The 25,164-nt window shown below is 34.1% G+C and carries 24 protein-coding genes, 1 pseudogene and 1 riboswitch; of the genes and pseudogenes, 2 read left to right on the top strand and 23 right to left on the bottom strand.

What is annotated here, in order from left to right; genetic code table 11:
* Positions 1-61 precede the first annotated feature (61 nt).
* Genes dprA through fakB form a run of 6 tightly spaced genes read right to left on the bottom strand, consistent with a single transcriptional unit; the run spans position 62 to position 5,106 of the window.
* Positions 62-910, bottom strand: coding sequence for a DNA-processing protein DprA (gene dprA, locus LrDSM24759_RS04925; protein ID WP_117118379.1), 849 nt, complete (start codon positions 908-910; stop codon positions 62-64).
* Between the two features lie 55 nt (positions 911-965).
* Complete coding sequence (rnhB, locus tag LrDSM24759_RS04920) at positions 966-1,721, bottom strand: ribonuclease HII (RefSeq protein WP_117118378.1); 756 nt, start codon at positions 1,719-1,721, stop codon at positions 966-968.
* Complete coding sequence (gene ylqF, locus LrDSM24759_RS04915; protein WP_117118377.1) at positions 1,718-2,557, bottom strand: ribosome biogenesis GTPase YlqF; 840 nt, start codon at positions 2,555-2,557, stop codon at positions 1,718-1,720. The genes rnhB and ylqF overlap by 4 nt, the downstream gene beginning before the upstream one ends.
* Positions 2,558-2,569: 12 nt before the next feature.
* Positions 2,570-3,991: a S41 family peptidase gene (locus LrDSM24759_RS04910; RefSeq protein WP_117118376.1), complete on the bottom strand. Its 1,422-nt coding sequence runs from the start codon at positions 3,989-3,991 to the stop codon at positions 2,570-2,572.
* Between the two features lie 15 nt (positions 3,992-4,006).
* Positions 4,007-4,240, bottom strand: coding sequence for a YozE family protein (locus LrDSM24759_RS04905; protein ID WP_117118375.1), 234 nt, complete (start codon positions 4,238-4,240; stop codon positions 4,007-4,009).
* Positions 4,241-4,251: 11 nt separating this feature from the next.
* Complete coding sequence (gene fakB, locus LrDSM24759_RS04900; RefSeq protein ID WP_117118374.1) at positions 4,252-5,106, bottom strand: DegV family protein; 855 nt, start codon at positions 5,104-5,106, stop codon at positions 4,252-4,254.
* Positions 5,107-5,232: 126 nt separating this feature from the next.
* On the opposite strand from fakB, the gene trhA reads away from it, so the two are divergent.
* A complete protein-coding gene (trhA, locus tag LrDSM24759_RS04895) occupies positions 5,233-5,898 on the top strand; it encodes a PAQR family membrane homeostasis protein TrhA (protein ID WP_117118373.1) in 666 nt (221 codons plus the stop codon).
* A 30-nt stretch (positions 5,899-5,928) separates the two neighbouring features.
* Here trhA and LrDSM24759_RS04890 read toward each other — a convergent pair whose 3' ends face one another.
* The gene (locus LrDSM24759_RS04890) at positions 5,929-7,134 is read right to left on the bottom strand and encodes a CCA tRNA nucleotidyltransferase (protein ID WP_117118372.1); all 1,206 of its coding nucleotides are present in this window, start codon (positions 7,132-7,134) and stop codon (positions 5,929-5,931) included.
* An 88-nt stretch (positions 7,135-7,222) separates the two neighbouring features.
* Here LrDSM24759_RS04890 and LrDSM24759_RS04885 point away from each other — a divergent pair, with 88 nt between their 5' ends.
* Positions 7,223-8,113 (top strand): YitT family protein, encoded by an 891-nt coding sequence (locus LrDSM24759_RS04885; RefSeq protein WP_117118371.1) that lies wholly within the window; start codon positions 7,223-7,225, stop codon positions 8,111-8,113.
* Between the two features lie 34 nt (positions 8,114-8,147).
* Here the strand turns inward: LrDSM24759_RS04885 and LrDSM24759_RS04880 are convergent, their stop codons facing one another.
* The 16 genes and pseudogenes from LrDSM24759_RS04880 to LrDSM24759_RS04805 form a co-directional block, all read right to left on the bottom strand.
* Positions 8,148-9,407, bottom strand: a complete 1,260-nt coding sequence (locus LrDSM24759_RS04880; protein ID WP_117118370.1) for a tetratricopeptide repeat protein — start codon at positions 9,405-9,407, stop codon at positions 8,148-8,150.
* A 98-nt stretch (positions 9,408-9,505) separates the two neighbouring features.
* On the bottom strand, positions 9,506-9,781 hold the full coding sequence (gene hbs, locus LrDSM24759_RS04875) for a non-specific DNA-binding protein Hbs (protein ID WP_008470354.1): 276 nt from the start codon (positions 9,779-9,781) through the stop codon (positions 9,506-9,508).
* 192 nt (positions 9,782-9,973) lie between these two features.
* Positions 9,974-11,281 carry a ribosome biogenesis GTPase Der gene (gene der, locus LrDSM24759_RS04870; protein WP_117118369.1) on the bottom strand — a complete coding sequence of 436 codons (1,308 nt, stop codon included), beginning with the start codon at positions 11,279-11,281 and terminating at the stop codon, positions 9,974-9,976.
* 91 nt (positions 11,282-11,372) lie between these two features.
* A complete protein-coding gene (gene rpsA, locus LrDSM24759_RS04865) occupies positions 11,373-12,563 on the bottom strand; it encodes a 30S ribosomal protein S1 (protein WP_117118368.1) in 1,191 nt (396 codons plus the stop codon).
* 50 nt (positions 12,564-12,613) lie between these two features.
* The gene (gene cmk / locus LrDSM24759_RS04860; RefSeq protein ID WP_117118367.1) at positions 12,614-13,291 is read right to left on the bottom strand and encodes a (d)CMP kinase; all 678 of its coding nucleotides are present in this window, start codon (positions 13,289-13,291) and stop codon (positions 12,614-12,616) included.
* A 111-nt stretch (positions 13,292-13,402) separates the two neighbouring features.
* A complete protein-coding gene (locus LrDSM24759_RS04855) occupies positions 13,403-14,086 on the bottom strand; it encodes a LysM peptidoglycan-binding domain-containing protein (protein ID WP_117118366.1) in 684 nt (227 codons plus the stop codon).
* Between the two features lie 72 nt (positions 14,087-14,158).
* Positions 14,159-14,746 carry an ECF transporter S component gene (locus LrDSM24759_RS04850; RefSeq protein WP_117118365.1) on the bottom strand — a complete coding sequence of 196 codons (588 nt, stop codon included), beginning with the start codon at positions 14,744-14,746 and terminating at the stop codon, positions 14,159-14,161.
* A 78-nt stretch (positions 14,747-14,824) separates the two neighbouring features.
* A riboswitch (FMN riboswitch) is annotated at positions 14,825-14,944 on the bottom strand.
* Between the two features lie 97 nt (positions 14,945-15,041).
* Entirely contained in the window at positions 15,042-15,758 is a 717-nt protein-coding gene (locus LrDSM24759_RS04845) for a pseudouridine synthase (protein WP_117118364.1), read from the bottom strand.
* Between the two features lie 15 nt (positions 15,759-15,773).
* Positions 15,774-16,358 (bottom strand): SMC-Scp complex subunit ScpB, encoded by a 585-nt coding sequence (gene scpB / locus LrDSM24759_RS04840; RefSeq protein WP_117118363.1) that lies wholly within the window; start codon positions 16,356-16,358, stop codon positions 15,774-15,776.
* Entirely contained in the window at positions 16,348-17,094 is a 747-nt protein-coding gene (locus tag LrDSM24759_RS04835) for a segregation and condensation protein A (protein ID WP_117118362.1), read from the bottom strand. The genes scpB and LrDSM24759_RS04835 overlap by 11 nt, the downstream gene beginning before the upstream one ends.
* A gap of 3 nt (positions 17,095-17,097) precedes the next feature.
* On the bottom strand, positions 17,098-17,445 hold the full coding sequence (locus LrDSM24759_RS04830) for a reductase (RefSeq protein WP_117118361.1): 348 nt from the start codon (positions 17,443-17,445) through the stop codon (positions 17,098-17,100).
* 15 nt (positions 17,446-17,460) lie between these two features.
* The gene (gene xerD, locus LrDSM24759_RS04825; RefSeq protein WP_117118360.1) at positions 17,461-18,360 is read right to left on the bottom strand and encodes a site-specific tyrosine recombinase XerD; all 900 of its coding nucleotides are present in this window, start codon (positions 18,358-18,360) and stop codon (positions 17,461-17,463) included.
* A complete protein-coding gene (locus tag LrDSM24759_RS04820) occupies positions 18,341-19,237 on the bottom strand; it encodes a CvfB family protein (RefSeq protein WP_117118359.1) in 897 nt (298 codons plus the stop codon). The genes xerD and LrDSM24759_RS04820 overlap by 20 nt, the downstream gene beginning before the upstream one ends.
* Before the next feature lie 118 nt (positions 19,238-19,355).
* Positions 19,356-20,786: pseudogene (gene pyk, locus LrDSM24759_RS04815) on the bottom strand (pyruvate kinase); the annotation flags it as partial.
* Positions 20,787-20,831: 45 nt separating this feature from the next.
* A complete protein-coding gene (pfkA, locus tag LrDSM24759_RS04810; protein ID WP_117118358.1) occupies positions 20,832-21,791 on the bottom strand; it encodes a 6-phosphofructokinase in 960 nt (319 codons plus the stop codon).
* A 174-nt stretch (positions 21,792-21,965) separates the two neighbouring features.
* Positions 21,966-25,085 (bottom strand): DNA polymerase III subunit alpha, encoded by a 3,120-nt coding sequence (locus LrDSM24759_RS04805; RefSeq protein ID WP_117118357.1) that lies wholly within the window; start codon positions 25,083-25,085, stop codon positions 21,966-21,968.
* Positions 25,086-25,164 lie beyond the last annotated feature (79 nt).

The raw sequence follows: 25,164 nt of genomic DNA, 5'->3' as shown, positions 1-25,164 counted from the left end.
AGATGCCCCTTCCTATTTATTCTTTCAATGTCTAAATTACCAGAAAATAGGCCAGTGTCAACTAAAGTCTCATCATTAAATCATCTTTTAAAATGGGATATGCTCCTGCTGCAATCAAGGCATTTGGCCCTTCAGACAACGAACTAGAGATGGGTCCTGGTACAGCAAAAATATTCCGATTTGCTTCTAAAGCATAATTAGCGGTAATTAAAGATCCCGATTTTTTCTTGGCTTCAGTTATAATTACATTTTCACATAAGCCAGCTAAGATACGATTACGCTCCACAAAACGAAAAGGTAAAGGTGGAGTATCAGGCAAGTATTCACTGATAATTAGACCTTTTTTCATTATATTTGTTTGTAAAGTTTGATTAGATTGGGGATAAAAGTAATTTAATCCATTTCCAATCACTGCAATTGTTTTACCATTATTTGCTAATGTCTGGCGATGAGCGATTCCATCTACCCCACGTGCTAGACCACTAGCAATTACCATATTTTGATTAATTAATTGAGGAATTAACTCTTTTAAAATCTGTTCACTATAGCTAGTAGGATAGCGCGATCCTACAATAACAGTAATTTTTTCTTTTAAGAGCTGCAAATTTCCGCGAGCAAATAAAACTAACGGCGGATGATAAATTTCTCGTAATTGTTCCGGATAAAGTTTATCAAAAATAGTAATTACTTCACATTGAAATAAAATTCTTTCAATACAATGATTTAAATTTTTATTTTTCATTGCATGTAAAACTTTCTTGCGTAGCTCTGATGATAACTCTAATTCATTAATTAAGTCAAAAGTTATTTCCTGTTTTTTATATCCCAATTTTTGAATAAGTTCTCGGTGATGCTTTGCCGTTATACCCTTTTCCAATTTTAAACGTAAACAAAATTCTTTTTGATTCATTAAAATAACCTCCAATATTCATTACGAAATAAGAGGTTATTTTCTTTAACTATTTTTATTTAAAAAAATCACTAACTGGAGCAAAAGAACGGCGGTGGATCGGAGTCGGACCATATTTTTCTAAAGCTCTTAAATGTTTGGCTGTGCCATAACCTGCATTATGTTGAAAGTCATAAGCTGGATATTTTTCACCATATGCATCCATTAATCCATCACGAAAAACTTTGGCTACAATGCTAGCAGCAGCAATGGAGTTAGACTTTGCATCCCCTTTAATTAGTTCAACTTGAGGCAAATCTACAGGAACATTCATTGCATCAACTAAAAGCGCATCTGGTTTAACCTTTAATCCCTGAACAGCATGTGCCATCGCTACTCGATCTGCTTCATAAATATTTATTTTGTCAATCAAATCATTATTTGCTAATCCCACACTTACTGCCACTGCTTGTTGTAAAATTTGAGGAAAGAGTGTCAGTCTTTTTTTAGGACTTAGTTTTTTGGAATCATTTACTTCAATCAAATTAAAATTTTGATCAATAATGACAGCCGCTGTAACTACCGGACCAGCTAATGGCCCACGACCAACCTCATCAACACCAGCAACTAATTGTTGCCGTTGCCAAAATCTTTTTTCATATTCAAAACGTTTGGCAAAATCCGCTTCCATCTTTATTTGACGAGCTTGCTGTCTTTCGTAACTAAGGAGTAATTTTTGCACTCCCTTGCGGGGATCAGCTTTTAATGATGTTAATTGTTCCTGGCTTAAATGAGAATTTTCAAGCAATTCCCTAACTTCTTTAATTGTCATCTTAAATCAAAAGTAATCCTTCCAATTTTTCCTTTACGTAAGCGTTGTAACATAAAGATAGCAAAGCGATCATAATCATCCCGCATGCCATAATTTTGGGTCATTTCAAGTAAAATATCGGGATCAGTAAGCTCCTCTATTCTTTCTTTACTGAGACGTGAAAATTTTACCAAATCATTTAAATAATGAGCCTTTAAAAATTTAATTACAAATAAAGCTACATCATCAGCATGAAAAATATCTTCTTTAATTGCACCACACGCAGCTAATTTATACCCGACTGTCTGATCTTCAAATTTAGGCCATAAAATTCCTGGTGTATCTAATATTTGAATATTTGTTTTTGTTTTTAACCAACTTTGTCCTTTTGTTACTCCAGGTCTATCTCCTACAATCGCCGCATTTCTTCCCACTAAGCGATTAATAATGGTGGATTTACCACAATTAGGAATTCCAGCTAAAGCAACTCTAATGATAGGATTCGAAGCCCCTTTGGCAATTAGTTTTTCAGTTTTTTCTTTTGCAGCCAATTTAATTAACTTAATTAAGGCGCTCATATTCGTATTGTGTTGGGCATCCATTGAAATAACAAAACTACCCTCTTTTTGGAAATAGTGAGTCCATAATTTAGTTTGAACTGGATCAGCAAGATCGCATTTATTTAATACAACAATATGCGGCTTTTTTTTAACTAAATTTCCAATCATTGGGTTGCGTGATGAAACTGGTAAACGCGCATCTAAAACCTCAATTATGACATCAATTAAATCTAATTTATCTTCTAATTGATTCTTTGCCTTATTCATATGGCCTGGATACCATTGAATTGTTGCCATAACGTTCCTCCTCTAATTCTTTAAACTTAAAGCCTTTTTAAGAGCTGGATTATCGTTTTGCAATTTTTGAGCAGCAGCAAGATATAATTGTTGCTCCACTTCTTGTGAAACTTCACCAGTTTGTGCTAAGTTATGATCTTTTTGAAATGCAAGTACAGCTTGTTTGGTCTGATTATCAAAAACACCAGTTAAATGATTTGATAAATACCCTAATCCATTTAAATATTGCTGCAAGATTGCAATATCAAGACCAGTCATATTTTCTTTCAAAGTTGTTTTTGCCTGAAACATTGGTAGTTCAGCTAGTGGAGAAGGTGATACATAATATGTAGGCTTCAAACCTTTATGATTAATCCAGTCTCCATTAGGAGTTAACCATTTAGCAATAGTATATTTATATTCTATTTGCCCACTAGTTCCAACTTCTTGTACAGTTCCTTTGCCATAAGTAGTCTGTCCTATAGTAATTGCACGCTTATTTTGAACAAGTGCAGCTGTAAAAATTTCACTTGCACTTGCAGTATTTTTATTGATTAAAATAATTGGTTTTAAATTTGTTTTAAAACCTTCAGCTAATTTACTACTTGATTTGATCACTTGTTTTTCGTGTCGACTTTGATACTGCATTAAAGTTTTGCCATTAGGGACAAAGTAAGCTGCAGCCGTTAAAGCATCTCCCATTACCCCTCCTGGATTATCTTGCAGATCAATAATTAGTTTAGGAGTCTTTTGGCGATTAATATTTTTGAGAGCAGTTTTCAAATCTTTAGCAGTATTACTATCAAACTGACTAATTGTGATAATCGTGGCATCATCTTGAGAACGTACGCTCAGCATTGATTGCTTAATAGTAGCTCGAGTAAGGGTCACATTAAAACGGTGATTATTTCGCATCAGTTCTAGAGTTACTTTAGTTCCCTTTTTACCTCTAATTTTTTGAGCAACTTGATCAAAATGAGAAGCAGAAACCTTGTAATTACCAATCTTAAGTAACTGATCACCTGATTTAATATTACTTTTAGCGGCAGGAGAATTTTTAACTAACGAATCAACTAATACTTTATTATCTTGCACCTTCATCTGAATGCCAACACCACTAAACGTACTTCCTTGAAGAACATTATTAATTTCTGTTTGATTTTGACCCACTAGTTGTTGAGAATAAGGATCTTTTAGACTATTAAGCATTCCATTGATTGCACCATCCTGAAGGGTCTTAGGAGATACTTTTTGATAATAATCAGCTTGTATTTGATTGTACATTTTCTCCACACCCGCTAAAGGAGCATGCTCTTCTTGGTATTTCTGGTAAGCAAACATTCCACCAGCACCAACACCTAAACTTATAACACTGGTCAAAATAAATTGAGCTGGTTTAGCTAAATGAAATTTCTTTTTCTGATTAGAAGATTGTTTTTCTTCTCCGTCCTTCATTAAATGCCTCAATTTCTATTTATTATGCATATGTTCAACATAAGATTCATATGCTTCATCAAAAATACTCATACTTGGCAAATAACTAGCATTGAGTTCTAAATATTCTGATATTTTATCGTAATCTTCTTCATGTTTTGGAAATTGTGAATCATGTTGGGCATTATTTGCAAATTGAGCAATTTCCGCATGAGAGTCGGGATTACGTTGTGTCATCAAAAATTGATAAAAACTTTCGCGATAAGCCATTTTATTTCCACCTATTTATCAAGATAATACAAAATCGCATAAGCGTCATTACCTGCATGAGTAGCAATAATTGGACTAGTTTGTTGGACCAAAACATCAATATTTGGATTGATTTCCCTAATTTTATTTGCTAACTCTTCGCATTCTTCTGGAGTATTTACATAAGAAATTCCCACTTCTTTGATCTCATCCTTATGTGCTTTAATATCATTTAATACTCGTTGATCAAAATTTTTAGAGAATTTTTTACCCCGGCCCTTTTTAGAAATATTTAGTTCACCATGAGGCATAGTTAAAGCAATTCGAATATTTAAAAGTGTCGCAATCTTACCAGCTAATGGTCCCAAACGACCACCCTTGATAATATTATCAAGATTGACGACCATCATTTCTAAGACTTGATTATCGCGAATCTTTTTTACATGCTCAATAATTTGATCCATTGATTTACCAGCTTGCGCATCTTTAGCAGCTGCCAAAACTTGAAATCCTTCAGCACGATCAGTTAATTCTGAATCAATAATCTTAATTTTATTTTCCTCACCAATTAATTGACTTGCCTGACGAGCTGCTTCAATGGTTCCACTTAATGAGCGTGCCAAAAAAATACCTATTACTTCGCTTCCATCTTTAGTTAGTTCTTTGAAAATTTCTTCAAACTTACCAATCGCCGGTTGACTTGTTTTAGGTAAAGTTTTTGCCGTATTCATGCGCTTGACAAATTGAGCACGTGAAAGATCTTCTCCATCAACAAAATTATGGCCATCGATGGTAATAGTTAATGGCACTACAGTAATATCGTATTTTTCAATTTCTTCATCTGTTAGTTGAACTGATGAATCTGTAACTACTTTAATTTTTGTCATTACTTAACCTTCATTTCTTACCTGTACATTTTGCAACTAAGTATTAAGTGATATGTTAAAATTTAGCTAATACTTTAAACAAGTATAACAAATAATTAAACTTGAGTTAAAAGGAATTAAAAATTAATGTCAATAAAACAACTTTTTAAAGAATCGCATCAACATTCTAAAACCTATTATATTTTAGATAATATTTTTAGCGCTGTAACTCATGGAATAGGTTTTAGCCTTTCAATTGCAGGACTTGTAATTCTTATTGTTCAAGCTGCCCAAACTGGTAACCCAATCCGTATTGTTAGTTTTACATTGTATGGTACTAGTTTAGTGCTCTTATATTTATTTTCTACGCTTTATCATAGTTTAGTCTTTACCCGAGCAGATAAAGTTTTTCAAATTTTTGATCATTCGTCAATTTTTATCTTAATTGTTGGTTCTTATATGCCATATACGCTCGTAACTATTGGTGGAGCTAAAGGTTGGTGGATGTTTGGTCTGATTTTGGCGATGGCAATTATAGGAATCCTATATTATATCTTAATTCCAGGTAACCATATTATTTTTAACACTTTAATCTATATTGGTATGGGCTGGTTAGTCGTCGTGGCTCTAGGTACATTGTACAATGCGCTTGGTCATACAGGATTTTGGCTTTTAGTTTGGAGTGGAATTTCCTATACTGTTGGGGCCATTTTATATTGTCTACGCCGAATTCCTTTTATCCATGTCATTTGGCATTTATTTGTAATGCTAGGCTCAATTCTAATGTATTTTTCCATTTTACTATATGTATAAAAAGTCACTGCAAAAACAGTGACTTTTTTATTATTCATTATTTAAGTGATTTGCTAAATACTGAGAAATTGCTTTTTGATCATTTACTAATTCACCTTCCACAATTTTCTCTATAATTTTATCTAAAATCTCACCTACTTGTGGTCCAGCTGGAATTCCATTTTTCAATAAAAAACTTCCATTAATGACAAGATCATGATTCTCTTTAATTGGTAAAGCTTCATAGCGGTCAATTAGGGCCTGGCCATTAATTGGTTGGCCTAAAATATGAGCCAAATCAATTGCCGAAGCAATGGTTGCCAAATCAACTTTAAATAGGTCGTAATTATTAGGATCTTGAGCTGAAATTAAATCAAAGAATTCTACTGTATTAGCAACTTGTCGTTCTAACGCATTCGAATTCTTCCACATTCTCATAAAATGAGCAATTTGATCATTCGGAATCTTCAATAAAATAATCATTAGCGCCCACAAGTTGGCTTCAGTGGATGGTGCAAAATTTAACTTTGGAAAAATTGCAAGTGCTTCTTTTTTCCCAGCAAAACCTGGAACTTCTTCTGATAAACCACTATCTAAAAATACTTGAAAGGCTTCTCTACTACCAGGTCCAATTCCCATTTTTACAAATTCATCACGAATTCGTTCAACTGAAATTTTGGCAAGCAATTCATGATTGTCATCGATTGCTTGGCGTGTTAATGGATCTAGCTTAAATTCTAATTGACTCATAAAACGAACTGCACGCATCATGCGTAAAGCATCCTCATGAAAACGATTCTCAGCTTTTCCCACTGCTTTTATGATTTGTTGGTTCAAGTCATTTAATCCATCAAAATGATCAATTACATTCCCTTCCACGTCCATTGCTAAGGCATTGATCGTAAAGTCACGTCTTTTTAAGTCTTCACTTAAATTTTGGACAAAAGTAACATGGTCAGGACGGCGATAATCTTGATATCCGGATTCTGTTCTAAAAGTAGTAATTTCGTAACTTTCACCATTGTTTAGGACGGTAACTGTTCCATGTTGAATACCAGTATCAATTGTTTTTTTGAAAATATTCTTTATTTCTTCTGGATATGCACTAGTAGCAATATCTACATCATGAATGTGACGACCTAAAATTAAATCACGAACACATCCACCAACAAAATAGGCCTCAAAGCCATTTTTATTTATCTCGTTTAAAACAGGTAGCGCTTGAGTAAAAACCTCAGGTAATTCAGTTATTTTCATAGGTACCTCAATTTCTAATTATCTTAGTATCTTTTAACAGCTTGTGGTCTTAAGTCTGTTAAAATAAGCACAGAAAGCAGGCGTCATAATGTCAAAAATTATCAACAAACACTTTTTATTTCAAATTCTAATGATTGCGATAGGTTGTAGTATTTACGCTTTTAGCCTTGACATTATTAGTATTCCAAATCGATTAGCCGATGGTGGAATTAGTGGACTAGCATTATTGTTTAGATTTTGGTTTCATATTGATCCCGGTTTCTCTACTCTAGTCCTTAACATCCCCTTATTAATTATTGGATATAAATTTATGGGTAAAAAGCTCTTAGCTCTTACTCTCTGGGGAACGGCATGCCTTTCCTTCTTTTTATGGTTCTGGCTTCACTATTCTATTATAAACCATTTGAATTTAAATCATGACCTTTTTATTGCAGCAGTCCTTGCGGGGCTTTTTTCAGGCTTTGGTATCGGAATTGTTTTTCGTTTTGGTGGTACAACCGGTGGAACTGATATTATAGCACGAATTCTTGATTTAAAACTAGGTATCCCAGTCGGTAAAACTTTATTAGCTTTAGATGCTTTTGTCCTGACCATCTCTCTTTCCTACTTGGATCTTACTCATATGATGTATACCTTACTGGCCAGTTTTGTTTTAGCCCAAATTACTGATTATGTTCAAGAGGGTTCATATGCGGCTCGTGGTTTATTAATTATTTCAGATAAATACCAGGAAATTGCCACCGAAATTGATCAACAGTTAGATCGCGGTTTTACTTTTTTAAATGGTGAAGGTGGTTTTCAGCAAGATGATAAAAAGATCATCTATTGCGTTGTTTCTCCTAGAGAAATATCAAATGTCCGTAATTTAATTCTAAATATTGATGAACATGCCTTTGTGTCAATTATTGATGTTCACGAAGCTCTAGGCCAAGGATTCACTTATCAACGCAAAAAGAAACATATTTTCTTTAAAAAATAAAAGCATGATTCTTACATTAAGAATCATGCTTTATTTATTTTTCCCTACTTAATTCATCGTAAAGACTTTGCATTTCAGAATCTTCTGGAACTAATTTAAGATATTTTTCTAAAATTGCTTTTACAATATCCCAAGCAGAAATTTCACGGAAGAAAGTCAGCATTTGTTTTAGAAAATCTGGATTTTCTTGAAAACTTGGATAGGCAGTTAAAAATTCACTCTTGGCTTTTTCATAGTCTTCTAGACGCTGATATGAAAGTGCTAAATTCCAATGTGCTTGCGGTTCAATTTCTTCTTCCTTTAAATCTTTGAAGAGGTCGATATTTTTTTCATCTTGGTTTTGATGGAGATAAAGATTAGAGAGTTCTAGCCGTAAGTCACTGTTTTCTGGAGCATGGGTTAAACCTTTTTGAAGTAATCGCTCAGCTTCCTCAATTTCATTTAAATTTGCTGCAGCCGTAGCTCCCAAAGAATATAAAGTTTCATCATAATCATTATAAGATAAACCAGTCTGAGCAACTCGTAAAACTTCTTCATTATTATCTTCATTACTGTAGGCACGGGCAAGTAAAGGATAAGCGTTAACAAAATCTGGTTGTGTTTCAATTACTTGGTCGAAATAATTGATTGCTCCTTTATTATCACCGGCAGAAAGTAAAATTAACCCAGCCTCATAAATTGCATCAATCGTTAATAAATCATTACTATTATCCTTGATTACCTTTGCTGCTGCTTCATAATCACCTAATTTAGCCAAGCATTCAGCGATGCGTTGCGAGAGCATTACTTCTCCAAAGGTTTTTTGCCTTTTAAATAATTCTTGATAATATTTGAGGGCTTCTTCGTAATCTCCACTTAAATAATCTAATTCTGCCAAACCAAAAGTTATTGCCTCTTCCTCTGGAGCTAATTCTTTTGCTTTAAGCAGTTTTTGGTGAGCTGTTTCAACTAACCCATTACTTTGATAATAATCAGCCTGAGCTAATAAACTTTCAATATAAGCATTACTTTTTGGACTAATATTATAAAGTAAAGTGAGCCCATCATCTTCTTGACCATCATTAATTAAAATTTCACCTAGATAAACTTTAAATAAATCCTCTTGGGGAAATTTAGCAATTAAAGCTTGATAAACTTCTTTGGCCAGATCAGTAAAACCCAAATCAGTTAAATTTTCAGCTAAAGAAGCTAAAATTTCTGGATCGTCATTATCGAGCGCCTTTTTCAATAAAATATTGGTTTCCGAAAAATTATGATTCTGAATTGCATCTAATAATTGTTCTGAATAAGTCATGATCAAATCACCTGTTTTATAAAATCTTTCTTATCCATTGTACACAAAAAAACACTAAACCCATAGTTTAGTGTTTTTTGTTAAATTTCAATTGTTAATTACTTAACTGCGTCTTTAAGAGCCTTACCTGGCTTAAATGCAGGAACCTTAGAAGCTGGAATTTGAATTTCAACACCAGTTTGTGGGTTACGACCCTTACGAGCTGCACGGTTACGTACTTCAAAAGTACCGAAGCCGATTAATTGAACTTTTTCACCCTTAGCAAGATCTTCTTGAATTGAGCTAAAAATTGCATCAACTGCTGCAGCTACGTCCTTCTTAGTTAAGTTAGTCTTTGAAGCTACTTCAGAAACTAATTCAGCCTTGTTTGCCATTCTTTTCACCTCCTGGAATTGAATCTAAATCAAAGATTCAAAACTTACTCCCTATTGGAAATAAGGAAGAATGATGACTACCAATCATTACTCTCTGAATAAAAATTTAGCATAGAAAGCTTGGTATCACAAGCTTTTTTACGAATTTTTTCTAAAAAAGCTTATTTTCATCATGCAAAATTGTATTTTATGTTATTTTCTTTTACGAGCCAAAATTTTAATCGGCGTTCCTTTAAAATCAAAGTTTTGACGTAATTGATTAATTAAGAAACGTTTATAGGAAAAGTGTAATAACTCTGGGTCATTTACAAACACAACAAAAGTTGGCGGATTAATGGCTACTTGAGTCATGTAGTATATTCGAAGACGTTTACCATTAACAAGGGGTGTCGGTGTAATTCTGGTTGCTTCTAATAAAAGGTCATTAAGGACACTAGATTGAATGCGGCGAGTCTGATTTTCATGAACTTCATCGACTAAGTTTAGAATATCAGGAATCCTTTGTCCTGTTTTTGCAGAAACAAAAATAATTGGAGCATAATCTAAGTATTGGAATTCTTGCCGAATAGTTTGTTCGAATTGCTTCATACTATGCGCATCTTTTTCAGGAAGATCCCACTTATTCACAACAATTATTACTCCTCGGCCTGCATCATGAGCATAGCCAGCCACATGTTTATCTTGTTCGCGAATACCGGTACTTGCATCCAAGACCAATAAAGTCAGATCACTATTTTCAATCGCACTAACTGCTCTTAAAACCGAATATTTTTCTGTTTTTTCGTATACTTTACCGCGCCGTCTAATTCCAGCTGTATCCACAATAGTATATTTTTGTCCATCATGTGTGAAGGAAGTGTCAATTGCATCACGTGTTGTTCCTTCCATATCAGCAACGATAACTCTTTGTTCGCCTAAAATAGCATTTACGATTGAAGATTTACCAACATTGGGACGACCAATTACACTAAAACGAATCGCATCGTCTTCATGCTGATTAGCTTTATCACCAAATTCGCCAACAACTGCATCGAGTAAATCTCCAATTCCAGTTCCATGACTTCCAGAAACCGGAATTGGATCGCCAAATCCTAAACTATAAAAATCATAGATATCAGTTCTTTGTTCGGGATTATCAGCCTTATTGACAGCCAAAATAACAGGCTTTTTAGTCCGGTAAAGCATTTTAGCAATAGTTTCATCCATATTGGTCATATGACTCGTTACATCGCCCAATAAAACGATAACATCAGCTTCATCAATTGCAATCTCAGCCTGTGCTTTAATCTGTTCTTCTATTTCACCAGATTCTAAAGTAATACCTCCGGTATCAATGAGAATAAATTCATGTCCCATCCATTCCGCTTTAGCATAAATACGATCACGAGTTACCCCTGCTTCATCTTCAACAATGGCAACACGAGATTTAATGATGCGATTAAATAAAGTTGATTTACCAACATTTGGTCGTCCTACAATTGCTACTATAGGTAAAGACATCTCTATCGCTCCCTTCTTACTTATTTTAATCTTTTATAATTATAAGCCAAATTAAAAAAGCCGACCGGAGTCAGCTTTTTTTGATTAAAAATTAATCATTATCTTTAAGTTGATCACCGACGATGTCTCCTAATGCAAAGCCATTGTCGTTGTCATTCATGTATTTATCAACACTTGAATCTGCATTACGACGAGGTGCTTCACTCTTAGCATTTGGATCAGCTTGCTTAATTGATAAGGAAATTCTTCTATCACTTGGATCGATGTTTAGAACCTTAACCTTAACCTTATCGCCAACCTTTAAGACATCACTTGGCTTTTCAACATGCTTATTTGAAATTTCAGAAACGTGAACTAAACCTTGAATTCCGTCAGTTACTTCGACAAAAGCACCAAATGAAGTTAAAGTCTTAACTTCACCTTCAATAATATCCCCTTCAGTTAAGCCTGAAGTTGCTTCTTCAAATGGGGATGGTAAAGTTTGTTTAATTGAAAGGGAGATGCGATTTCTATCATTATCAATACCGATAACCTTAACTTTAACATCTTGGCCAGCCTTCAATACATCACTTGGCTTGTCAATGTGCTTGTAAGAAATTTCTGAAATATGAACTAAACCGTCAACACCACCAACATCGATGAATGCACCAAAGTTAGTTAAACGAGAAACTTTACCTTCAACTGTATCACCAACAACTAATTGGTTTGCTACATTTTCGAAAGCTTCTTCTCTTTCTTTTTCAATTAAATCTTTTCTTGAAAGAATTAAACGGTTCTTATTTGGATCAATTTCAGTAATCTTTAAGTTCATCTTCTTACCAATGTAAGGTTTAAGATCTGAAACATAACGGTTAGAAATAAGTGAAGCTGGTAAGAAACCTCTTGTACCAACATCAACTAATAAACCTCCACGAACAGCACCAGTTACAGTACCTTCAACAGTTTGACCGTCTTCGTATACCTTTTCTAATTCCTTGTAAGCTTCTCTTTCCTTTAAGCGAGTAACTGAGAAGAAGAATTCACCATTTTCTTTATCGCCACCAGCTCTTCTAAGAACTAAAGCTTCAAAAGTGTCACCAGGTTTTACTAAATCACGTAAATCAGCATTTCTATCTGAAGTAAATTCGCGCTTAGTAATAACACCTTCAACACCGGCGTTTTCTACACCAACAGTGATTTGACCGTCTTCAACATCTAAAGCTTCAACATTTACGATGTTGCCGACTTCAACTCCTTGCATTTGCTCTAAAGCATCTAAAAATTGATTACTATTATCTGACATATGTACCTCCCAATATCATTTTCCATTTTAAATTAAATGAACAATTTTTTCTACTCTTTTGACTGTTTTTTTTGCTTTTTTTCAATCAATGTCGTAATTTTTGCTACAACTTCATCAATGGTGAGATTTGTAGTATCTAATTCAATAGCATCAGTCGCCTTTTTTAACGGTGAAATTTTTCGATGAGAATCTTTATAATCACGTTCTTCAATATCATGTTCAATCTCAGCAAGATCTTGATGGATACCTTTTTCTTTAAAATCTAAAAAACGTCTTTTAGCTCTCGAAGCCACACTGGCAATTAAAAATATTTTTACATCAGCATTAGGTAATACTGTTGTTCCAATATCTCTACCATCCATAATGACATTATTTTCTCCTGCCATTTTTCGTTGCAATTCCACCATTTTTTCCCTAATACCTGGTAAAGCTGATACTTGAGAAACATTAGCTGTTATTTCAGGAGTTCTAATGGCGAGAGAAACATCTTGACCATTAATAAAAACCTTTTGTTCTTTTTCACCATTCTTAAACTCAATCTTATTTTTAGCTAATAATTTTAAGATTTCCGCTTCATCACCATAATCTACATTACCCTTTTGGGCAATGAGTGTACAAGCACGATACATAGCACCTGTATCGATATAAATAAAATTTAAATTTTTAGCAACGATTTTAGCAACCGTACTTTTTCCAGCTGAAGCTGGGCCATCAATTGCAACCTGCATTCAAAATAAATCCTTTCCTAGTTCATTCACCACTAATTTTATCATAGTCTTTGATTAATAGATTGTATGCAAATGAAAAAGAGCCAAATCTATTGATTTAGCTCTTTAAAATTATTTAAGTTTAATACTTTGTCCAGGATTTAAAGTATCATCAGATAAACCATTTAATGATTTTAATTTTTCTACGGTAGTATTATTGTCAGAAGCAATTTTAGATAAAGAGTCTCCTGTTTGTACTTGGTAAGAATTATTGCTTTGCGAATTATTTTGAGTAGATGTTTGTTGTGAATAGTCATTGCTAGTTGCTGCTTGTCCAGAATTAGTAGATTGACTATATTCATTATTAGCTGCTTGATAATTCTGCGAAGTTTGAGTATTTGAAGTTGAGCTCTTTTGCTCACTAGGAGTAGACTTTTTAATTGCTTTCTTTGATACTGTTTTAGCCGATTTATGAGACTTGGAAGAAATCTTGGAAGATTCTACCTTCTTTTCCGCTAAATTCGTATTTGATTTATGCATTTGATTATTAATAATAGGAACCAAGGCAATAATTAAAATTGCAATAATAATCAAACTTGCCCAAATCTTAGTTGAACCCTTAGATTTTTCATCTTTTTTACTATTCTTTTGTGATGATGAGGCTGCTTCACGTCGACGTACTGGAGTAATTTGGTCACTACTACTTTTATCATCCTTAACTGGAGCATGATTTTTATGATGACGCATTTCACTACGAGTTTGTGAAGGCCGTTCAACATGCTTAAGTAGTTCTTCTTCACCTGAATGGTTATTCATCCATCTTCTCCTATCTGTAGCTTATTCAACTATTAATTTTATCATAGGAGAGTTAATCCTGCAGAATCTTTTTTAAAATCTAGATTCAATGAAATGAGTTAATGTTGGATAAACAGATTTCATTAATAAAATAATTAAAACCCCATTTATAATTCCTTTAATTAAATTAAAAGGAATGATACCTGCTACAATTGCATGTAAAACTTTATGACTAAATCCTAAACCGACAATATTGAAATATAGCGGCATTAAGAAAAGGTTTGCTATTGTCATTACAATAGTTAAACAGATAGTACCGACTATTAAGCCCAAAACTTGTGATTTAAGTTTTAGTTGTCCCTTTTTAGCGATAAAGTAAAAGGGATAAACATAGGCTAAGGTGGCAATAAAGCTAGCTAAATCACCTAAAACAGATAAAGGATTAAAACCAGACAGAGCAGCTTTCAATAAAATCTTGAAGAGAGCTACCATGGTTCCACCAAAAATACCAAAAATCATAGTGGCAATGGCTACCACAACATCTGAAACATCAAGTTTCAAATAATCAATTCCTGGAATAATTGGAATCTCAATTTGCATAATTAAAAATGCAATTGCACCTATCATGGCCCAAACAAGCCAAAATTTCAATTTATCACGTGATGAACGATAACTATTCATACTTTACCTCTTTCTTTACAAAAAGGGTCAATTGCTTCAACGCAAACAGACCCTTTACTCTTGAGATAATGTAAAAAAGTCTGTCTTCTCTCATCTAGACTCTACTATCGGTACAGAAATAATCTGATTCAACCAAAACACTTGGCTCGCGGACTGTAAACCGCCGGTCGGGAATTACACCCTGTCCTGAAGACAATTCATCCTTTAAATTACCTTTTAATCTTAATACTAAGTAAATTATTTGTAAATTATTCTTAAATCCAAAATAAAAAGTAATCTATATCCAGATCACTTTTTACTTAAGTTTTTTTAATTGAGCTACTTCTTGATGGGTTAATTCACGGTACTGACCAGAAGTTAAGGAGTTTAAGGTTAAAAATGCATATTTTTCACGTGATAATTTATCCACCAGATGTCCTACTGCTTGAAACATCTTTTTTACTTGGTGATAATGACCTTCATGAATAGTTAACTGCACGATTTGGGTATTTTTTTTACGATCCGTTTTCACAATATTTACCTTAGCAGGTGCAGTTTTTCGTCCATCAATTCGAACTCCATGTTTTAAGGCATATATTTCCTCTGGTTTTAAAATTCCCTTTATTTTTGCCGTATAAACTTTAGGAACTTCGTGTCGCGGATGCATTAACTTATTAGCTAATTCCCCATCATTTGTCATTAATAATAAACCCGAAGTATCATAATCCAACCGTCCGATAGGATATAAACGGTAAGGTAACTCTTCAAAGAAATCAGTAACCGTTTTTCTCCCTTTATCATCACTAGTTGTTGAAATTACTCCACGAGGTTTATATAAAAGATAAGTGTGTAAACTTTCACGTTCAATCGGTACACCATCCACTTCAATGGTATCTTTATCATCTACTTTGGTACCGAGTTCAGTAACTGTTTGCCCATTAACTTTAACTTGGCCAGCACTAATCATTTTTTCCGCTTTGCGCCGAGAAGCAATACCTGCTTGAGCAATTGCTTTTTGTAATCTTTCTGCCATTTACTTACCTCGCTTCTATTCAATCTCCTGATTCTGATTATCCTTCTCGTTAAATAAGTCTAATTGTTCATTATCTTCATATACATCAGTAAAATTCTCAATTAATGGCAAATCACTTAAACTAGAATAATTAAAATATTGTAAAAAGTAATCAGTTGTAACATAAAGGTTAGGATGTCCAGGAACATCTTTTTTTCCATCAACTTTTACCAATCCTCGCCAAACTAAAGTTTGAATAGCTCCTGACGAATTCACTCCCCGAATATCATCAATTTCAACCCGGGTAATCGGTTGTTCATAGGCAACAATTGCTAAAATTTCAAGAGCGGATTGGCTTAAATTCTTAGAAGAATCTTTTTGGAAATATTGTGAAATAACTTCACTACATGCTGGATCTGTTACTAATTTAAAAAGATTATTTACTTCAATTAAACGAATCCCACAATTGAGATCTTCGGCCAATTTATTTTTTAAGCCATTGGTTAATTCCCTTAATGCGCTTGGTGTAATTGATAATAACTGACATAAATCGGCTTGTTTGACCCCCTCATCTCCGGCCGCATATAAAATTGCTTCTAATTCAGCTGTTTTAGTCGCCATTAAGTTCTTCCCTTTCTATGATTAAATCACCGAATTCACGCTCTTGCTTTACTTTTACTTTGTGATGCCGTGATAATTCTAAGACTGCCAAGAACAAAGAAATTACAGAATCCAAACTTGTAAAATTATCTACTAGAGTAAAAAAGCTCAATTTGCTATTGCTTTGGACTTTTTCTTCCAAAAATTTAACCATATCTTCAATGGAAGTTTCATGAACTTCAACCTTAGCTGCATCTGGCTGACGTAATTTAAAACGTTTAATAATAAGTGCAAAAGTACGAGCTAGTTCTTCACTTTTGATTTCCCCTAAAGGTAAAGGATCAATCTCTTTTTTAGGTTCAATTGAAGGCTCTTTCGCTAAAGTAAAGGGGACTTCATCATTTCTTTCCTTAAGGTAGGAAGATATTTTTTGAAATACAGAATATTGAACTAATTGTTCAACTAATTCGGTACGTGGATCTTCTTCCAGTTCTTCTGCTTGATCATCAAAATCATTCTTTGGTAATAAATATTGTGATTTGATGCGTAAAAGAGTTGAGGCCATCACAAAATATTCACCAGCAATTTGTAAATTTAATTTTTGCCAGTGAGCAATGTAATCAAGGTATTGAGCCGTAATTTTAGCAATGGGGATATCATAGATATCAATTTCTTGGGATCGAATTAAGTGTAATAAAAGATCTAAGGGTCCCGAAAAATTAGGAAGGTCTAGGGTTAAATCTGTATTTTCATTCATTATTTATTCCGTATATTTCAGCAACATAGTCCAATTAGGTAAAGTAGAAATTTTTTGATTGGGATAGAGATTATTCAATTCAGTCATAATCTCTTGGATTACCTCTTCAGTACGATAACTTGGTGCTAAAGAAAGATAACGGATAATTACAAAATGAGAAGTTAATTGAATTCCCACAATCCCTAAACAGTTGCCATTCTTATTAGTGTAAGTTAAAACATCGAATTGATTATTTTCAGTATTATAAAGCTTCATTTCATCAGCTAAATTTTGAAAATTTTTAAAGTCAGGTAAATAAGATAAATAACCCATTACTTGTTTTTCAAAATTCTTTTTATATTTACTAAGCATAAAATCCCTTCTAAGCTAAGCACGTGGATGAGTATTACGATAAACCTCCATAATATGTTTTTGAGTTAAATTAGTATAAATCTGAGTAGTAGATATATCACTATGTCCTAATAATTCTTGAACTACTCTTAAGTCAGCACCATTTTCTAGCAAATGAGTCGCAAATGTGTGTCTTAGAGTATGAGGGGTCACATTTTTAGTAATCCCAGCAGTTTGACAATATTTTTTAATTAATTGCCAGACAGCTTGACGACTAAGTTTTCCTCCACGCTGATTAAGAAAAATAGTATCTGTAAAAGAGCCAACTTTTAGAATTTGCTTTTGTCGTACTTGCTTATCATACTCATCAATCCAGGAAAGTGCAACATTGCTAATGGGAACTAACCTTTCCTTTGAACCCTTTCCTAAAACTTTAATTAATTTGATGTCTTGATGCAAGTCCCCCATCTGTAGATTAATTAACTCACTCACCCGCATGCCAGTGGCATATAAGGTTTCTAAAATGGCACGATCCCGAATTCCACTAGCCTTTTTAATATTAGGTTGTTCTAAAAGTTTATCAACTTCTGCTTCACTAAGAGCTAAAGGTAATCGCTTTTCCTGCTTTGGTGAGTCTATTTTCACTAAAGGATCACTTTTAATAATATCTTGACGTAAAAGCCATTGATAAAATTTGCGCAAACTTGAAAGCATGCGACTGATTGATGAAGTTGCTTTCCCTTCATCACGAAGTTTCCCTAAAAATAGATCTATTTCTACTGCTTCCACTTCCCAAGTATTTTGCTTTTCTTTAACTAAGAAATCTAAAAATGTTTGGAGATCTTGTCGATAAGAAGCAATAGTATTTTCACTTAAGCCACGTTGAACTTGAGCATATCGAAGATAATCTGCGAGATTATCTTGTAGTGTCATCATCTTTATCCTCACTACTTTCATTTAAGCTGATGGTGCCACTATCTTTATCTTCGGTAATTAAATTTGCCTTTAATAAATGACCTAAAGCACGTTTAAAGGCCGACTTAGAAATTCCAAAATGTTGTTTAATTTCACTGGCATCACTTTTATCATAAAAAGGCAAAGTCTTAGTAGCCTCACGTCGCAAACTCATTAAAATCATTTGCGCATCATCATCAATTTCTTCATGTGCGCGTGGCATCACACTCATATTGAGGCGTCCGTATTGACTTACACCAATAACTCTCGCCTTAACTTTTTCACCTAAACGCAGTGGACGATAAGTTTCAGAATTATGAACAAAGGCTAAATAATATTGATCAGTAATCAGAAATGCTCCAATCTCATAAGTTTTGTAGACAGTACCCATTAAATTTTTATTTTCTAAATTACTTGGAAAATTAGCTGCTAACTGTTCAAAGATATTTTCATCAGCCATTTTAGCCCAGATTCTTTCTTTTTCATCAGTTTCTAGGCGTACTAATAAACGATCATCTTTTCGTGGCCATAGATCTTTATCTAAAGGTAAATCATCTAAACTAATAACAATGTCTTTATCATTTAATCCTACATCAACAAAGACACCCAAGTCTCTTCTAACTTCGGTAACAGTACTCCACCCATACTGATCTTGTTGAGCAAAGGGATAAAATTGCGTCATTTCTTTTTTACCATCTTTATTTTCATAGATGAAACCCTGAACAGTATCACCTAACTTAATTGGATCTTCTTGAGTGATTTCTAACTTTTTTAATTCGAAAGTTAAACCATTGACTTGTACATAATAGGCAGTTTCATTTTTATCAATTACTTTGCCCTTAGTTATTTCACCTAACATATTCTTCCTCAATTCTTTTACTTCTGTAAGCATAGTATAAGTTAAAAAGACTAAAAAAGGCAAAAATAAAATAGCCAGCTTGCGCTGACTACTTTATTAATTATAAATTTAATTATTTAACTTTTCTGATAGTCATTAAGTTAGTCTTACCAGTTTCACCTAATGGTAAACCAGCAACGATGATGATGTCATCGCCAGCTTCAGCAAGACCATTTTCTTTAGCTAACTTCATAGCTTCGTTAAGAGCAGCATCAGTATCAGCAGGTTTATCTGCAAGAACTGGATCTACACCCCAAACAATACCTAATGAGTGTTGTACCTTTTCATCAAATGTCATTGCAAGAATGTTAGCATTTGGACGGTACTTAGAAATCATGCGTGCAGTGTAACCTGAAGCAGTGATAGTAACAATAGTCTTAATACCTAATTCTTCAGCAGTTCTAACAACTGATTCACCAATTGCTTCAGTGATGTTTGAACCCTTGTAAGCTTCAAATCTTTGAAGTGCTAAAGTGTTACGGTCATCAAGCATTTGCTTTTCAGTACGTTCATCAATTTCAGCCATTGCTTGAACAGCCTTAACTGGGTAAAGACCGTTTGCTGATTCACCTGAAAGCATAGTTGCGTCAGTACCATCTAAAACAGCGTTAGCAACGTCAGAAACTTCGGCACGAGTTGGACGTGGGTTTTCTTGCATTGAATCAAGCATTTGAGTAGCAGTAATAACTGGCTTACCTAAAGCATTACACTTTCTGATGATTTCTTTTTGTACAAATGGAACGTTCATAAATGGAATTTCAACACCCATGTCACCACGAGCAACCATAATACCATCTGAAACTTCTAAGATTTCATCAATGTTGTCAATACCTTCTTGTGATTCGATCTTAGGGAAGATCTTAACGTATTCACAGTTACCTTCTTTAAGTAAGTTACGGATGTCTAATACGTCTTGAGCTTTACGTACGAATGAAGCTGAAATAAAGTTAATACCTTGCTTCATACCAAACTTGATGTCATCAGTATCCTTTTCAGTGATACCTGGAAGACGGATTTCAACGCCAGGTGCGTTAACACCCTTCTTAGAACCAATTACACCAGTGTTTTGTGCTTCACAAACAAGTTCACGGTTAGCGTCATCTTTATCAAGAATAAGTAAGTCAACTAAACCGTCATCGATTAATACGTGACCACCCTTTTTGGTGTCATCGTATAAACCATCGTAGGTAACGTAAATCTTGTCCTTGTCACCCTTCTTAGTAGCATCCATAGAAATTCTGATCTTATCACCAGTGTTAAGAGTGAACTTACCATCTTTTTGTTCAGTAGTTCTGATTTCAGCACCCTTAGTATCAAGGTCAATTCCAAGTAAAATACCAGTTTGCTTTTCAACATCACGAACCATTTGCATACGAGCTGCGTGTTCTTCGTGATCACCGTGTGAGAAGTTGAAACGGAATACGTTTGCACCAGCTTGAGCTAACTTAGTAACAGTTTCAATATCATTTGAGGCTGGTCCTAAAGTACTAACAATTTTAGTTTTCTTCATTTGAAAAAATCTCCTACTTTAAATATAAATCAAAAACTACCTAACTTATTTAGCTAAGTCTTTGTTTAATGAGTATAATGACAAATTACCTTGGTGTTTTGCATCAAACAAGTCAAGCATATTATGGTGAGTTAACTTATTACCTTGAATACCAACAGCTAAACCACCTTGGCCATCCAATAATAATTTAACAGCATAAGCTCCCATTTCACTTGCTAATACACGATCACGTGTAGTTGGGCTACCACCACGTTGCATATGTCCTAAAACATTGGCACGGGCATCGAAATCACCATATTGAAGTAATTCCTTAGTAAACTTATCAGCATCCATGACACCTTCAGCTAATACAACTAAGCCATGCTTCTTACCATTTGCAAAACCTTGCTTTAAGTTTTCAGCAATTTCTTTAATATCATATGGTTCTTCTGGGATAACAATTGCATCTGCACCAGTTGCAACACCAACATGAAGTGCGATATCACCACAATCACGACCCATAACGTTTACAACAAATACACGTTGGTGACTTGTTGCAGTATCACGAATCTTATCGATCGCATCCATTGCAGTATTACATGCGGTATCAAAACCGATTGTGTAATCTGTATATGGAATATCATTATCAATCGAACCAGGAAGACCAACTGCATTATAACCATGTTCAGTTAATCTTAATGCACCATGATATGAACCGTCTCCACCAATAACAACTAATGCTTCAATACCATGTTTCTTTAATTGTTCGATTCCCTTTAATTGAGTTGCTTCTTCTGCAAACTCTGGGAAACGAGCTGAATAAAGAAAAGTACCACCGCGGCCAATTTTATCGGCCACAGTTTCTGAAGTCATTTGAAAAATGTCACCAGCTACTAAACCAGCATAACCGTAACGAATTCCAAATACTTCTAAACCATTAGCAATGGCGGTGCGAGTAACGGCTCTAATAGCAGCATTCATACCAGGAGCATCTCCACCACTAGTTAAAATACCAATCCGTTTCATGAATTCACCTCTAAGATAATCTGTTTACTCACATCGACTTTATAGTACCATTTTTTCTTGCTCATGTCTGCACTAAATAAATTAAATTTCTTGATAAATCACACAGGTTATAATTGTTTCCGCTTCCATCGCCTTTCTCTTTGTGATTTTATTAATTTAATTATTTAAAATAATTTATTCTTGATAATTTACTTGCTTAGCCGAAGTTAATAAATACTGTTTTTTAGTTTGATCATACCGGTCGGCTTGGGTTCTAACTTGCAAAAGATAAATTTGACCAATTTTTAAAATAGAATCAAGTTTTTCATAGGATTTAGGAAAAATAGTAAATTCGGCTTCACCCTGACTATCAGCAAAGGTTGCAAATGCCATTACATCCCCTTTTTTGGTTCGAATGGGTTTTAATTTGATTAATTTTCCTACTCCTACTCCTTCTTCATTAATCCCAAAATCTTTTAATACTTTAGCTCCAAATCGACGAGCATATTTTTGCACCGCAATTAAAGGATTCATTGTCGTCGCAAATCCCATTACTTCATCTTCCATTTGCGCCTTTTCACTATTGGTAGGAGGAGTTACATCAACTGGTTTAGGTTCTAGAGTTTCAAATAAAGAAGTATTGTTTCCCGACATTTTCACGGTATCAACAAGGTCACTACTAATCGCTAGTAAGTTATTGCGGTTAGCTTCTAAACTATCAAAGACTCCAACTTTGATTAAATTATCAATGGCATCCTGACTCAAAAATTTGGGATCAATCTTTAATAAAAAGTCCGAAAGTGATTTTACTGGCTTTTTCAATTGCAAAATTTCATCAATCAAATCGTTTCTCAATCCTCTAATTGCTCGAAACCCCACAATAATTTGATTATTTTTTAAAGTAAATTCTTTACTTGCTTCATTAATATCGGGTCCCTTAACTTTAATTCCTAGACTTTGAACCTGGGTTAAAAAGCTATTAACTTTATTGCGGTTACCCAAGTTACTGTTTAATAATGCGGTATAAAAAGCAGCTGGATAATGAACTTTTAAATATGCTAACCAAAAAGCAATTTCACTATACGCCACCGCATGCGAACGGTTAAAGCCGTAATTAGCAAACTGGCCAATATAATCATAAACTTTTTCAGCTACTTGCTTAGGTCGACCTAAATTTACTGCCCCCGTAATAAATTTTTCGCGCTGTTTTTGCATAGTAGTTAGATTTTTCTTAGACATTGCTCGTCTTAGTAAATCAGCTTCTCCAAGTGAAAATCCAGCCAATACTTGAGCTGTTTGCATAACTTGCTCTTGATAAACCAAAATACCATAAGTAGGACTTAAAATTTCTTTTAAACTTGGATCAGGATAGGTAATTGCTTCTTTACCATGCTTACGATCAATAAAATGATTGATATTTTGCATAGGGCCCGGACGATACAAGGCATTTACGGCAACAATATCTTCAAAATTATCGGTATGCAGGCGGCGTAGGACGTTTTTTATTCCATCAGACTCAAACTGAAAAACAGCATCAGTTTGTCCTTCTTGGAATAGCTTTAAAGTAGCTGGATCATTCAAAGGAATTTTATGGGGATCAAGCTTAATTCCCTCATTTTTTAATAATGCTAGAGTGTTGCCTAAAATAGTTAAATTTCTTAGCCCTAAAAAATCGATTTTTAAAAGACCAAGGTCTTCAACATTTAATTTGGTTTGCTGAGTAACGGGAATTCCTTCCCCACTTGCTTGCAAACCAGCAATACTAGCAATTGAGTCATCAGTAATTACCAAGCCAGCAGCATGAATTGAGTAGTGTCTTGGCAGTCCCTCCAGATGTTTAGCGGTCGCAAACAATAATTGATTAAAGGTTGAATTATTAACCAATAATTGTAGATCTTTTGATTCCCGAAAAGCACGGTCTAAAGTTATCTGAGTTTTTGAGTAGGGAATCGCCTGAGTCCATTTTTTCATTTCAAATTGATTGAGGCCAAAAATTCTACCTACATCTCTTAACGCTTGTTTGGCAGCTAAGGTTCCGAAAGTTAATATTTGAGCTGCGTGATCCATGCCATATTTATGGAACATGTATTGAATCACTTCTTCACGCCGATTATCAGGAATATCTAAATCGATATCTGGCATTTGCTGACGAGCAGGATTTAAGAAACGTTCAAACAAAAGATTATATTTGAGCGGATCAACTTCAGTAATTCTTAAAGCATAAGCTACTAAACTTCCTGCGGCACTACCCCTTCCTGGTCCAGTAGTAATATCAACAGCATGAGCAAAATTCATTACATCCCAAACAATTAAGAAATAATCATCAAACCCCATTTGATTAATTACTTGGAGCTCGTAATCTAATCGTTTTTGATAATTAACTGGTATTTTTCCATTTTTAAAACGTTTAGCTAACCCAGTTTGTGCTAGATGATGTAAATATTCTTTTGAGGTGGGGAACTTTTCTTGTTTAAACTTTGGTAATTCTGGTTCTTTAAAAGTTACTTGGGCATTAAGTTTATCACTAATCTTTTTACTATTGGTTAAAGCATCTTCAAGGTCAAGTTGATGATAATCACTTACGAGTTCAGTACTGGACTTTAAATAATGAGATCCTGCCTGTTTAGCCAGTTGTTCAACATCTTGCAAATGACTATTGTCACCGATTGCTAATAAACTTTTTTGTAAAAATTGATCACGTGGATTTAGGTACTGAACATCTTCAGTTGCAACTAAAGGAAGCTCAAACTGCTGACTAACCCCGCGTACAAAGTTGATATAATTTTGTTTCGCTTTATTTGCATAAACTCCTAAATATAATTCAGAACTTGTAGGAAGTGCAGTTTTTAACTGACGTAAATAATCGCTGGCTAAGCTTTGATTTTGTTGATGCAAAGTCAAAAGTTCACTATGGGTATTAGCTGGGACAATTACAATTAAATCTTTAAAATATTTTTTTAATTCATCAAAAGATAATACTTTTTTAGCTTCCCCATTATTAGTTAAAAGATTGATCGCGCTTGATAAGCGCAAAATATTTTCAAATCCTTGATTAGTCTTAGCTAAAACAATTAAATCATAAAGATGAGCCTGGTCAATTAAACCATTAAATCGTGCTTGCATTCCCAAAATAGGTTTAATACCAACTTCTTTAGCGGCTTTATAAAACTCCACCAAGCCGTAAGTTACATTAATATCTGTTAAAGCAATTGCTTCATAACCCCGATCTTTGGCTTTTTGAGCTAAATCCTTAACCTTTATCGGACTTTGAAGTAAAGAATAACTAGATAAATTTTGTAAACCGATTGCGCCCACTTTACTCGCTTCCTTTCTACTCTTATAAGTATACCAAAGGCTTGCTATTTTTATTTTTTTAGACTATCATTTTGTTATC

Origin of the sequence: Lactobacillus rodentium (assembly GCF_003423665.1) — a bacterium.
Classification (GTDB): Bacteria; Bacillota; Bacilli; order Lactobacillales; family Lactobacillaceae; genus Lactobacillus; species Lactobacillus rodentium.
Note: the sequence above shows the minus strand (reverse complement) of the source record. Positions and strands in the feature narration are given on the sequence as shown.